9 protein-coding genes and 1 pseudogene are annotated in these 12,285 nt (G+C 65.7%); 1 reads left to right on the top strand and 9 read right to left on the bottom strand.

Going from position 1 to position 12,285, the window contains the following annotated elements:
- Positions 1–25: 25 nt before the first annotated feature.
- The 3 genes and pseudogenes from AQ610_RS30425 to AQ610_RS35490 form a co-directional block, all read right to left on the bottom strand.
- Positions 26–688: an amino acid ABC transporter permease gene (locus AQ610_RS30425; RefSeq protein WP_006028109.1), complete on the bottom strand. Its 663-nt coding sequence runs from the start codon at positions 686–688 to the stop codon at positions 26–28.
- A gap of 39 nt (positions 689–727) precedes the next feature.
- Positions 728–1,582 (bottom strand): transporter substrate-binding domain-containing protein, encoded by an 855-nt coding sequence (locus AQ610_RS30420; RefSeq protein WP_006028108.1) that lies wholly within the window; start codon positions 1,580–1,582, stop codon positions 728–730.
- A 507-nt stretch (positions 1,583–2,089) separates the two neighbouring features.
- Positions 2,090–2,908: pseudogene (locus AQ610_RS35490) on the bottom strand (IS5 family transposase).
- Positions 2,909–3,123: 215 nt separating this feature from the next.
- Here AQ610_RS35490 and AQ610_RS30415 point away from each other — a divergent pair.
- Positions 3,124–3,876 (top strand): class II aldolase/adducin family protein, encoded by a 753-nt coding sequence (locus AQ610_RS30415; RefSeq protein WP_006028107.1) that lies wholly within the window; start codon positions 3,124–3,126, stop codon positions 3,874–3,876.
- A gap of 81 nt (positions 3,877–3,957) precedes the next feature.
- Here AQ610_RS30415 and AQ610_RS30410 read toward each other — a convergent pair whose 3' ends face one another.
- The 6 genes from AQ610_RS30410 to AQ610_RS30385 all read right to left on the bottom strand — a co-directional run bounded on the left by AQ610_RS30410 (position 3,958) and on the right by AQ610_RS30385 (position 12,268).
- Positions 3,958–5,112 carry a ferritin-like domain-containing protein gene (locus AQ610_RS30410; protein ID WP_006028106.1) on the bottom strand — a complete coding sequence of 385 codons (1,155 nt, stop codon included), beginning with the start codon at positions 5,110–5,112 and terminating at the stop codon, positions 3,958–3,960.
- Between the two features lie 22 nt (positions 5,113–5,134).
- A complete protein-coding gene (locus AQ610_RS30405; protein WP_043283011.1) occupies positions 5,135–6,073 on the bottom strand; it encodes a hypothetical protein in 939 nt (312 codons plus the stop codon).
- Between the two features lie 74 nt (positions 6,074–6,147).
- Positions 6,148–7,770: a metallophosphoesterase family protein gene (locus AQ610_RS30400; RefSeq protein WP_006028104.1), complete on the bottom strand. Its 1,623-nt coding sequence runs from the start codon at positions 7,768–7,770 to the stop codon at positions 6,148–6,150.
- Entirely contained in the window at positions 7,771–8,574 is an 804-nt protein-coding gene (locus tag AQ610_RS30395; protein WP_006028103.1) for a hypothetical protein, read from the bottom strand.
- On the bottom strand, positions 8,571–9,353 hold the full coding sequence (locus AQ610_RS30390; RefSeq protein ID WP_006028102.1) for a hypothetical protein: 783 nt from the start codon (positions 9,351–9,353) through the stop codon (positions 8,571–8,573). Before AQ610_RS30390 ends, AQ610_RS30395 begins: the two co-directional genes overlap by 4 nt.
- Complete coding sequence (locus tag AQ610_RS30385; protein ID WP_006028101.1) at positions 9,350–12,268, bottom strand: phosphorylase family protein; 2,919 nt, start codon at positions 12,266–12,268, stop codon at positions 9,350–9,352. Before AQ610_RS30385 ends, AQ610_RS30390 begins: the two co-directional genes overlap by 4 nt.
- Between the last annotated feature and the right edge of the window lie 17 nt (positions 12,269–12,285).

Genomic DNA, 12,285 nt, shown 5'->3' with positions numbered 1-12,285 from the left:
ATCCGTGCAGACGATCGGTGCAGACTTAAGCGCGCCGCGCCGTGCGGCGAGCGAAGACATGGCCGGCGCAGGCGAGCAGCGAAGTGATCGCCAGATAAAAGACGGCCGCGAGCGAATAGACTTCCAGCGGCCGATAGCTCGACGACGAGAGTTGCTGACCCACGCGCATCAGGTCCGTCACCGAGATCACCGAGACCACGGCCGATGCCTTGACGATGTCGATCATTTCGGAGACCAGTGCGGGCAGCGTGGCGCGCATGACCTGCGGCACCTCGATATGCCAAAGCACCTGGCGGCGCGTGAGGTTGAAGGTGAGCGCGGCCTCGATCTGGCCGGGCGCGATGGCGCGAAAACCCGCGCCGAGAATCTGCGATTGATAGGCGCCCGTGTTGAGCGAAAGCCCGATCGCGGCGGCCACGAAGCCCGGCAATTCGATGCCGAGCGCCGAGGGCACGTAGTAGAACACCAGCAATTGCGCGAGAACCGGCGTGCCGCGCAGCACGCTCACATAGACGCGTGCGGCGCCGCGCAACAGGCGGCTGTGGCTGACCGACATGGTGTGGACGAACACGCCGACGAAGAAGCCGCAGCCCACGGCGACAGCCGACAGCCAGAGCGTCGTCAGCGCGCCGTCGAGAAGCTGCGGCAGATAGCCGGCGCAGCGCGTGAGCAGATCGGGTACGTTCATGTTGCGCGAGGTCCGGTAAAACGTGGGTGAAAACGCAGGTTACAGTGTCGGTGCGGGCAGCGCGTCGGCGGGCACGTCCATGGTCGAGCCGAACCACTTCTCCTGCAGCTTCTTCATGGTGCCGTCCTTGTTCGCGCGGGCGATGCCGTCGCTGAAGAGCTTGAGCAGCGCGGCGCTGTCTGCGTCTTTGCGCGCGACCCACGCGAAGTAGCTCTTCGGACCGATGGTTTGCGGCAGCAGCGTGAACACGCCCGGACGCGACTTCATCAGCGGCCCGAGATTCGCTACCGATTGCGCGACGGCGTCGAGACGGCCCACCGCGAGGTCCGCATACGCTTCGTCGAACGACACGTATTGCTTGATCTGCTTGATGCCAAGACCGCCCGCTTCCTTGAGCTTCTTGTCGAGCGCGACGAGCGCCTGCAATTGTGCGGAACCCGTTTGCGAGCCGACCACCTTGCCGTTCAGATCGTTCGGCGACTTGATGGCGCTTTCGTTCGCACGCAGCAGCACGCCGGTCGTGGCATCCGCCACCGGCAGCGTGAAGGCGAAGTGATCGGCGCGATCCTTGTTGACGGTGACGGCGGTCACGACGATGTCGAAACGTTTTGCGTCGAGGCCCGGCAGCAGGCCCTGAAACGGCAGATCGAGCTGCTTCACCTTGACGTCGGGCAGCGACTTGAGCACGTAGGCCATGAGGTCGGCGTCGTAACCGACGATCTTGCCGTTATCGACATATTCGAACGGTGCGTAGCGTGCTTCGGTCGCGACCGTGATTTCCTTGTTCGATTTGATGCGCGCGAGCAGATCGTCCTGTGCGAGCACGGGCGCGGCGGCGGCGAGCGTGAAGACGCCGCTCAGGGCGAGGACGAAACGGCGGACTGACTTATGCATGATGTTCCCTGGAAGGCCGTGGCGAGTGGTGAAAGTGACAGGAATCTTATTCAAGTAACTTGAATGATGTTCGATCAGCATGATGCGTGCCAGCGGCCGGAAACGCCGCTGCACAAGGCGGAATGGGAGAAGGCCGGGACGCGGCGTGCACCGCGAGCGTGAGCGATGCCGTGACGTGCACCGCATAAAAGGCACGATGCACCGTGATGGGGATGGAAGCGGGGCGAGCGGTGCAGGCGCGTGCCGGGCGGCGGCAAGCGCGCGAATTGCGCGGAACCGTGCTCTGCTAGCGACGCGGGTGTGTGAAGGTTTCGATGGGGGAGCCGACGGCAACGAAGGAGGCGGACGTTTTGCTTATGCCGCTTCCTGCCCGATGGATATTAACCGATTCATCGTATCGGTTTGAAATGGCTCATTTCCATGCATCGAGTGCTAGCATGGAAATGAATAGGGGATCGTTCCGTGCTCAATAAAAGAATCGTAATACGGTATGAATTGGAGACCGGTTCAAAAAGACTGCTCGGTACGCCTGAAGATGTTCCAGCAGACGAGCGCGCAACCAAGTTTAAGGAGAGCTTCGTGAATGTCGGCTCGACGCTCAAAGCGAATGCGAAGACGGCGAAAATTGTGCAGCCATGCGTGAGTACGCTCGACCACCCAGCGGAATTTGCCGAGTCCGCTGCCGTGTTCCGTACGGCGTCTGGCGATCACCGGTTTCGATGCCGCGCGCGCGAAGCCGCTCGCGATGCGGCTCGGAATCGTAGCCGCGATCCGCGTAGATGACTTTGGGCTTGCGAAGCGGTCGGCCGCACATGCCGCGAATGGGCGGGATCGCGTCAACCAGCGGCAGCAACTGCGTAACGTCGTTGCGATTCGCGCCAGTCAGGATGGCACTGATGGGCACGCCATTGGCGTCGACAAGGATATGATGCTTCGAACCTGGTCGCGAGCGATCGGTGGGGTTCGGGCCAGTTTTTCGCCCGCCCCAACGGCTCGCACCGAGGATGAATCGACTGCTGCCCGTGAGAGATCGAGTTCGCCGGCCTCGCGTAACTTCGCGAGCAGCAACTCGTGCAACGCGCTCCACACACCAGCCTTTTGCCAGTCGCGCAAACGCCTCCAGCAGGTCGGCCCGGAGCCGAATCCCAGCTTGGGCGAGAGGTCGCACCAGCGTATCCCGGTCTTGAATACAAACAGGATGCCGTTCAGTGCAGCCCGGTCTGAAACCGGGAGCCGCCCAGGGTATTTCTTGCGGCGTGGCTTTGGCGGTGGCAGCAAAGGTTCTATCAATGCCCACAGTTCGTCATCAATGATCGGTGCGCCCATCCCCTCGGTTCCAGTTGTTCAGACGACCAAGGTTAACCCCTCGGGGTCTTTTTGAAACCGTCTCTAATGCACACCGGCGCGCGAAACTGGTAGGGTGGCGTGCGGCTCCACCGCGGCGGCGCGTCGGCGTCGCGACCCGAGCGCGTGACGCACGCGCGCCCCATTGCATCGAAAGCGACTGCACGGGCAGTCGGCCGCAACGAAAGGAAGCCTTCATGAGCACCGCATCCGCCGCCGGCATCGATCCGGCCGAATGGAAACTCCGCTGCGACCTGGCGGCGTGCTATCGCCTCGTCGCGATGCACGGCTGGGACGATCTGATCTTCACGCACATTTCGGCGCGCGTGCCCGGCCCCGATCACCATTTTCTGATCAACCCGTACGGAATGATGTTCGAGGAGATCACCGCGTCGTCGCTCGTGAAGGTCGATCCGGCCGGCAACAAGGTCGGCGATTCTCCTTACCCGGTGAACCGCGCGGGCTTCGTGATTCACAGCGCGGTGCACGCCGCGCGCGAAGACGTGCAATGCGTGCTGCACACGCATACGCGCGCGGGCGTGGCCGTCAGCGCGCAGCGCGGCGGCATGCGGGCGATTTCCCAGCAATCGACGTTCGTGCTGCCGTCGCTCGCGTATCACGATTACGAAGGCGTTGCGCTCAGAGATGACGAGAAGCCGCGCTTGCAGGCCGATCTCGGGCGCGCGACGTTCCTGATGCTGCGCAATCATGGCTTGCTGACGGTCGGTCCGACGATCGCGGACGCATTTCTCGCGATGTATCTGTTCGAGACCGCGTGCCAGATTCAGCTTGCCGCGCAGAATGGCGGCGAGTTGATCGAGATACCGCCCGAGATCGTCGCGACGAGTGCCGAAGCGGCGTCCGTGCAGACGGGCGGACTCGGTGGCGCGTTCGTGTGGCCGGCGTTGCTTCGCAAGCTAGAGCGTCGCGACGACGGCTACAGGACCTGAACGCTCGCACACGCAAACTCGAATACAAAGGAGCGGCGCGCTTTGCGCGCGCCGCCCAACGCCCGTCGTCGTGCGGACTGCTCACGACGCCTGCTTGCCATTCACGTTGACGAATCTCGGACCGTAGAACACGGGTTTCGACAGATCGGTGTAAGTGCGCAGGTAGCCGATTTCGTCCGGATACAGCTCGGCGAGTTGCGCGACGGCGGCGGCCGGCACCGGATGGCGCATGATGTTGAAGCACGACAGCACGCGCAGATCGACCATCCCGTGCACGGCCCCGCCGAGCGTCTTCCACGAAGCAGCCGACGGGCCGTTCCATACAGCGTCGAGCGCCGACAGGATCGCCGAAAAGCCGTTGTCGAACGCGTTCAGATCGTTTTCCACCGTGCTGCGGTCGGGATCGAGCGCGAGAATCCTCGCGTAGCCGTCGCCCGGCACGGCGAGCGTGTTGATCACGACGGGCGCCGCGATCGCCGCACCGCCGAAGAAAAGCGGCTCGTTCTTCGGATTGAAATCGACGGGCGGTGACGGCGCCTGGTAGCGCGCGCCGTAATAGAGCTCGGCGAAGCGCGCGTAGTGCGACTCTTCGTCCTCGAACGGATTGCCGGCGAACACGTCGCCGCGCCCGGAACCTTCGCCCTGCTGAAGAATTTCGTCGATGCCGGCATGGAACGATTCGACGGGATCGACGCCCGGCGTGTACGTGACGGTCGTGAAGCCGATGTCGTCGCCGACCTGGTTCGCCGGGCCGCCCGCCTGCACCGCCGCGCGCACCGCGTCCGCGTTGCGCTCGACGGCATCACGTATGCTCTCGTAGAACGCGGCGATCGTCGGGTAGCCGCCGCCGCGGCCCAACTGGCGCAGCAGGAAGGCGGGCGTCTCGATGCGCAGGAAGTTTTTCAGTTGCGGCTTCGAATAGCGCGCGAGACCGGCGTGCAGATCCGGCTCCGCGCCGCCCGGCAGCCCCGTCGTCGGATATGCGATCCGGATCGACTGGAATTGCGGCGAACCGCCGAGCGCGGCGAGCAGATTCGACGCGATGGCCATGTGCACCATTTCTTCCATCGCGATGCTGCGGATCGCGTTGTATGCGGTGTAGTTCTGGACTTCCAGCGAAAACATCGCGGACAGATACAGCGGCAGCGTCGAGTATTCGAGCTCGATCGCGGCTTGCAACGCGCGCTTGATCCACGCGACGTCGCGCGCAGCCGGGGGGACAGTGTTCGGGTTCATCGCAGGTTCCTCGATCGATCGTTCAGCTTCGATAGAACAGCGCATACGACGCGTTGCCGGCGCGATACGGCACGACGTGCGACGCGCCCGCGACCGTCGTCGTGGCGCCGATACGCGTCCAGCCGAGGCAGTTCGCGTGAATCCGATAGACGGCCGTCGCGCCGTCCGAGGCGATGTACGTGATGAGCGTTGGTTCGCCGTGCGCCCACGGCACGCATGCCGCATTCGTGATCTTCAGCGCGTCCGGAAGCTGGCCTTGCAGGTAGCTGCCGACCTCGACCGTGCCGAGCGCCGGATTGTCCTGGATGTGATCGATGTTGACGTTGAGCTTCGCTGTGTTGATCTTGAAGAAGAAGTTCGCGCCGCCGAGCTGGAAGAACGAGAACTGCGTCCAGCCCTTCGCCCACTCGTGATACCAGACGTTCAGCGCGAGCAGCGGCGGCACGCCGTCCGCCGACGAAGGCGTCACGGCGACGCTGAAGTTCGCGACGCGCCCCGTGTTGAAGTCGTAGCCGAGGATGTATTGCTGGCCGAGCGACGTGAACGGCGCGACGTTCGTGAAGCCGCGCGTCGGGGTGTTGCGCGGCAGCGCAAACGTGTACGGCGGAGACGCGCTCCGATCGGCGCCGAGCGCGAAGAAGCCGAACGTGCCGTCGTCGGCGCGATACGTAAGCAGATACGGCACGTTGCCGAGCGCGAACGACGCGACGCTGTCCCACGGCCCGCCGGCGAGTTCGATCTTCGAATCGACAGGATTGATCCACGGCGCGGCGTCGCCGAGCGCATAGACGTCGGTCCTCTGCGTGGCCTTGTTGTAGGCGATCAGATCGGGCCCGCCGGCGCGCGGCAGCGCGACGAAGCTCGTGTAGCCGCCCGCGAGCGGGCCGTCGCCATCCCACACGCGTTTCAGCGCGATTTTTTCGGACCCCGAATCGGGGTGAATCGAATAGAGGCTGCTCATGTTCGCTCCTTTGCGATCGAACGGCCGGTGATCGGCGGGCCGGGCGCGAACGGCGTCCAGGCGCCGCCGACCGCTCATGAAATCGATTCGACGAACAGCGGCAGCGGCGTCGGGTCCGCTCCCGCGACCTGGAAGTAGCTCAGCCGGGCCGGCTTGCCTGCACCCGCGAGCTCGAGGATCTGGAAGCCGCGGTTGTACCAGCCGTCGATCAGATCGAGCTGCAGCTCCGCCTGCTTCAGCGGCACCGGATACTTTTGCGCGTAAGGAGCTTCGTTCGCCTGAACGGGAATCGCGCTGTGTCCTGCGCAGCGGCCTTTCGGCAGCGTCTTGAAGATGCGCGTCGCCTCGTCGCCGTCGGCCGGCCAATCGGACGGGCGATACGCATCCGCGAAGATGCCGAGGTTGTGCTCATGACCCCAGATCCACGCGGCCACGCGGTCGCCGAACGTCGGGCCGAATTGCCGCCAGAGCCCGGTGTTGACCCATTCGCGATTGAAATCGGCGGGATCGGGCGCGCCGGATGCGTCGCGGCGCTGCGCGATGCCGCACACGTCGAGCGCCGAGTAGAGCTGATGGTGCGACAGCAGGACCGAGCGGCCGGGGAAGTTCGTCAGCTTGTCGAGATGCCATACCGCTTCGTCGGTGCGCACGCTTACCTGGTCGACGGGCGACGTCGTGTCGCGCGTCGGCAGATCGGCAAGCGGCGTGTGCTGAAAGTACGGATTCCTGTCGGTCGGCCAGTGCGGGCTCGCGCCGGCGCCCGCCGTCTCGACCTTGCCGATGTGCAGCCGCTCGAGCGTCGCCTGCTGCGCCGATGCGGCGACATTCATGTAATGCCCGTGATAGCCGGTGTCGAGGCCGAGGAACTGCCAGCCGTCGTCCGCGGTGCGCAGGCAGAAATAGCTTGCCTGCTGCCGCTGCGCGGGACTGTCGACGAGCTGGCCCGAATCGAGCGCATGCAGGAACGACACCGCGCCCGTGAAATACTCGTGATTGCCGGGCACGGTGAAGAACGGCACGCGCCGCTTGCCGCCGCGCAGCACGTCGCGCACGAGGCCGACCAGCCGATGATCGGTTTCGAAGCGCGTGCCGGAGAAATAGACGTCGCCGAGATGCAGGATCGCGTCGGGCGCGAATTTCAACGCGGCGACGAGGACGGCCGCCGCGATGTCGGTGCCCGTACCGATGTCGCCGACGATCGCGACGCGCGCCCGCGCCGGCAGCTTCCATTCGATCACGCCGTAGCGCAAGTCGCCCTTGCCGGCGTCGGCGGCCTGCCATGAGCGGTACTGCGGCTCGCCGCCCTTGTGATACGGATATTGCCAGTAGTACTCGAAATACTGGACGTACATCTGCTGCCACAGCGGATTGCCGAATTTGTACTGCTGCGTCTGACGTTCGACGTCGCGTTCGATCTGCGCATCGTCGGCGATGCGCGCGTGCGCGCGGCGGTGATGCAGATACGACAGGTAGGCTTGCACCGCTGCCTCGTCGTCGCTATCGGCGGGAGGCGCATCGAGCGGCTGGTTGTCGAGCATCGCGCGGCAATAGCGGTCGGTCGCGCGCATCAGCGGGTGGTCGGCGTCGATGCCGGCGGACGGACGATGCTCGACGCCGAGCGCGTGCGCGAGCACTTGCGCGACGCACGACTTCCACAACGCCAGGTGCGGAACCTCGAAGTGTTCGATCGGAATCATTCATGCCTCCGGTTCGCGCGGCGCGGCGCGAGACGTGCGCGGCCGGGGGAACTGCAAGTTGATGCACGTGTCGCGCGTGAGGTCGAGACCCGGCCAGTCGTCCCAGAGCCCGGCCGGCAGCGTGAGCGGGCGCGGCGCCATCCGCAGCACGGGCGTCGTCAGCGCCGCGAGCTGATCGAGCGCCGGGAAGGAGCGCGGTTGCGGATACGCGCTGTGTATCCACGCAGCCACATAATCGTCTCCGCAGCACACGAGCGCGCCGTCTACGCCGTCGGGTGGCTCGACCTGAAAAGACGCCGCCCACACGTGTACGGCCGCGAGAAAATCCGACGCCCGAAGATTCGCGCGCCTTGCGCCGACGAAGTGCTTCGTGCTGCCGAACATCCAGTCCGCGAGGCGATCGATGAGGAAATACGGCTGCTCGGCGACGAGCGCATCGGCGTGCGGGTCGAGCGCAACGGGCACTTCGGGCAGCTTGCTGCGCGTCATGTCGTAGACGTCGCCGTGCAGGTTCTGATAGATCCGCGCCGCGATCGCCTTGGTCGCGCGATCGTGCGACGCGGGCGTCGCCCAGAACATCAGCGCGGTCTGATCGGGGACGGCGGGCGGCTTGCCGGCTTGCGGCATCATCGTCGGCAGATAGGCGCGCAGTCCGACGGGCGGTTGCAGAAGCACGCAAGCGGGCACGAACACGCTGCCGAGAAACTGCGCGAAATGCTCGTAATCGAGCGCGGGCGACCGGAAGCCGCGCCACACGTAGACGGCGTTCGGCGCGACCGGGAAAGACTCCTGCGGCGTGTTCATCGGCTGACCTCACGTGCGAATTGCATGTTGAAGCTGCTTCCCGAGCGCACGTCCATGCCGGCCCATTCGTCCCAGAGTCCGATCGGCAGGAACGTCGGCGCGGGCGCGAAGGTTTCGCTCCAGTCGGTCAGCACGGCCTGCAGGCGCGGCACGCCGCTCGGCGCCTGCGCGGCGCCGGCCGCGACGGGGCCGAGCTCCCAGTAGACGACATAGTCGTTGCCCGCGCATGCGAGCGCGCCGGCAAGCGGTACGTTCTTCTGAATATCGGCGAGCGCTTTGGCGATGGCCGAGCGAAACGACGCGGGATCGGCGGCGGAGGGCCGCGCCGCGACGAGATGACGGATCGCACCGTGCATCCAGTCGGCGGGCGCGTCGTACAGATAGACGGGCTGATCGACGGCGAGCGTACCGTCGAAGCGGACCGGAAAATCGGCGCGGCTCTGATTGTCCTGCGTCAGGTAGACGCCGTTGTGCGTCAGCGTATACGTGCGCACCGCGAGCCGCGTGAAGCCGTTCCAGTACGTCGCAGGCGACGCCCAGAACAGGATCGCGGTCTCGTCCGGCACGGACGCGGGCTTGCCGGGCAGGCCCGCCGGCACCGTCGGCGCATATGCGCGCAGGCCCGCATCGATCTGCATCTTCACGGTGGCCGGCACGAACACCGTGCCGAGCTTGCTCATGAATTGATCGAGGCCGAGCGACGGCAGCCGGAACCCCCGCCATACCCGCACCGAATCCGGTGCGACGCGCATGTCCTGCGGCAGATCGTTCGTGCTCATTGCGGTGCTCCTGTCGTGGCGTCCGACTTGGCCTCCGATGCAGCGGGCCTGCCGGTGGCGACGAGATGCTGCGCGACCCTGGCGAGAAAGCCGGTGGGCGGCTGGGGTTCATGCGTCTTGTCGTAGCGGCATTCGTTCGGGAATTGCCAGTGACGATTCACGCAGAACCGGCACGAGCCTTCGGTGCGCGACAGATAGCCGCCGCCGTCGGCGTCATGCCACGTGAGCGCGCGTTTCGCGTAGAGCTCGTCGAGCACCGAAGCCATCGACGCATGCGCGTCGACGAAGTACGCATCGAGCGTGCGGGACGCGTCGGGGAACTGGCTCGCGAGCCATGCGCGCGCCGCATTCGCTGCATCCGCGTCGGCGGGCAACTGGATCGCGACATAATCGTCCGGGTACTCCTGCGTCGGCGGCACGAGCGTGAAGCCGTTCTGCGGCGTGAGCGCCGCGACGCATTGCGGCTGGGCCGCACCGAACGCTTGCCAGTCGTGCGGGCTCATCCGGTATTGCTGCAGGAAGAAACTGTTGTACGAGAAGTGCGGCGTGATGACGAGGCGTGTGCGATTGAAGTAGCGCACGCCGCCGATCGTCACGTCGAACTCGACATAGGCCGGATGCGCGGGATCGGTCGTTTCCTTCAGCAGCGTGTAATCCTTGTCGGCGGGATGCGGCGACAGTGGCGGATCGCGCCGCACATGCGCGCCGAACGCCGAATGGAACATGTTCCAGCTCGATTCGCTGACGATGTAGAGCACGGCGGGCTGCGTCTGCACCATCTGCTTGATCGCCCATGCGTTGCGGCTCACGCAGTTGTCGACGATCGTCGCGACGCTCGCTTCGCTGCCGCCGAGGAAGCCCGGCTTCCAGTGCGGCGACGCGCACGCGACCATATCGAGCTGGCAGACGTCCTCGCCGACGTGCAGCGCCGCGGCCGGATGGCCGCCGTTGCGCAGCGTGCGCTCGAAGCGCTCGAGCACGGGCACGAACTGCAGGTAATAGCTTTGCGGCTGCTGCAGCACGTCGACCTGGATGCCTTCCGGCACCGACACGCGCGCGGCGAGCACGTCGCCAGCGGCGAAGCGGTTGTGCGGCCGGTAGGTGTCGAAGAGCAGCACGTACGGGAAATCGCCGGCCTTGCCGGGGATCGCGATCGTCGTATCGGCTGCGTCGCCGTCGTAGCGCACCGTGATCGACCACGCGGGGCTGTCGTCGATGCGCGCGGCGCCCGTCACCTCGCCGCCGCGCGCTGCGCTCACGCGTCCTTCGAGCAACATGAAGCGCCGCACGAAATCGAGATCGAGCTTCTCCTGATAGACGGTTCGATAGCGGTAATACCACGCGTATTTCGCCCATGCGTCGGTGTCGCCGTCGGACGAGAAATCCGGATAGCACCATGCGGCGCCCGTCTGGCCCGGCAGGAACGCAGTCAGATTCGGATTGATGCCGATCGTCATGATGGGCGCCTTGCGGCAGCCGTCGATCACTTCGCCGTTCGGGAACGCCGGCGGCCGCGTGTGGCCGGTGATCCAGCGCGCCGCGCCGCTCTTGCCGTTCGCGCTTGCCGGATAGGGCACGGTGACGTCGAAGTCGAACGCCGTATACGGGCCGTACGCGCGCTGCTTCAGATCGGCGGGCCAGAAGAACGAGCACGTGCCGCACGAGCGCACCTGGAACGCGAGCTGCACCTCGAGCGGATCGTCTTCGTCGGCGGGCCTGTGCTCGCGGCTCGGGTTGTAGGTCGCCGAACCTTCGCCCGCTATCGTCGCCCACGTCGCGAGCGCGCCGTTGTAGCTCGTCTGCAGTCCGAACGTCGAATAGATGAGGCCGGACCAGTCTGCGCGCACGGCGTCCGGGATCGGCGTGCCTCGGTCGGTGCGGCGCCGGACGATCGGATCGGAAATATTGCGCACGCAAGCGAAACGCACGCCGAGGCGGTTCGCCTGCTGGGCGATGATCGCGTCGTCCATTTCGAGGCACGAGTACGCATGCGCGTCGTTGCCCTCCGCGATGTAATAGAAATCCGTCGTCAGAAGCGGCGTGTCCTTCAGCGGGCGGATCGCCGGCGCGTGCAGGCATTCAGGCCGAATCGCGTCGTTGAGAAGATCCGGCAGCGTCAGCTCGCCCAGGCCCGGATCGTCGGGATGGCGCGCCTTCAGTTCGCCGAAGAGCGCGGCGAGCGATTGCGGCGTGACGATTTCGCTCATCCTGAACAGCAGCTTGCTTTGGACTTCGCCGACGAGCGCGGTCGACGGATACCACGTCGGGCAGCGATACATGTTGCCGCGGTCGGGGCTCGCCGTGTTCTGCGGGCGTTGCAGTTCGAGCAGCGCGGCGTTCGCGAGCACCGTGTCGCCGAGGCGCTGATCGTGGCGTGCGCCGCCTGCGGTGCCGATCGTGTAGATGCGGTCGGGGCGCGCGTCCTCGACGATGCAGCGGAGCATCGCGGACAGGCCGTCGAGCCACGGCGAATGCGCGAGATGCGTGTTCGACTTGAACAGCAGCACATTCCACGGGCGTTCCGAGCGGTCGACGATCCGCACCATCTGGAAGAGCCCCCAGAGCGTGCCCGATTTCGCGTCCGCCGCGTACGACGATGCGCCACGCGTGTACGGCAGCCATGCCTGCTTCCATGCGTAATCGTCGTAGTTGCCGGCGTGGCCGCTGTTGACGAACACGTGGTCGAGTGCGAACCACTCGGCGCTCGTCCACGTGATCACGACGATGTCGGCGCGCGGCAGCGGATCATCGGGTGTGCGCGCGCCGGGCGCGATGCGCACGGGCGCGCGCCGGCCGATGCGCTCCCATGCGACGGGCGGCAGCGTCGTGACGCCACGCAGCGGCGCGGCGGTTGCAATGTCGGTATGGCGCGTGACGAGCGGTACGAGCGCGCCGTCGGGCAGATGCGCATTCATGGCAAGGCTCCTGGGCG

Origin of the sequence: Burkholderia humptydooensis (genome assembly GCF_001513745.1) — a bacterium.
GTDB lineage: Bacteria > Pseudomonadota > Gammaproteobacteria > Burkholderiales > Burkholderiaceae > Burkholderia > Burkholderia humptydooensis.
The sequence above is the reverse complement of the archived record's forward strand: the minus strand, read 5'-3'. Positions and strand labels throughout refer to the sequence as shown.

Coding starts and splice junctions, on each gene's coding strand:
- AQ610_RS30425 (WP_006028109.1), bottom strand. CDS start 688: ATGAACGTACCCGATCTGCTCACGCGCTGCGCCGGCTATCTGCCGCAG.
- AQ610_RS30420 (WP_006028108.1), bottom strand. CDS start 1,582: ATGCATAAGTCAGTCCGCCGTTTCGTCCTCGCCCTGAGCGGCGTCTTC.
- AQ610_RS30415 (WP_006028107.1), top strand. CDS start 3,124: ATGAGCACCGCATCCGCCGCCGGCATCGATCCGGCCGAATGGAAACTC.
- AQ610_RS30410 (WP_006028106.1), bottom strand. CDS start 5,112: ATGAACCCGAACACTGTCCCCCCGGCTGCGCGCGACGTCGCGTGGATC.
- AQ610_RS30405 (WP_043283011.1), bottom strand. CDS start 6,073: ATGAGCAGCCTCTATTCGATTCACCCCGATTCGGGGTCCGAAAAAATC.
- AQ610_RS30400 (WP_006028104.1), bottom strand. CDS start 7,770: ATGATTCCGATCGAACACTTCGAGGTTCCGCACCTGGCGTTGTGGAAG.
- AQ610_RS30395 (WP_006028103.1), bottom strand. CDS start 8,574: ATGAACACGCCGCAGGAGTCTTTCCCGGTCGCGCCGAACGCCGTCTAC.
- AQ610_RS30390 (WP_006028102.1), bottom strand. CDS start 9,353: ATGAGCACGAACGATCTGCCGCAGGACATGCGCGTCGCACCGGATTCG.
- AQ610_RS30385 (WP_006028101.1), bottom strand. CDS start 12,268: ATGAATGCGCATCTGCCCGACGGCGCGCTCGTACCGCTCGTCACGCGC.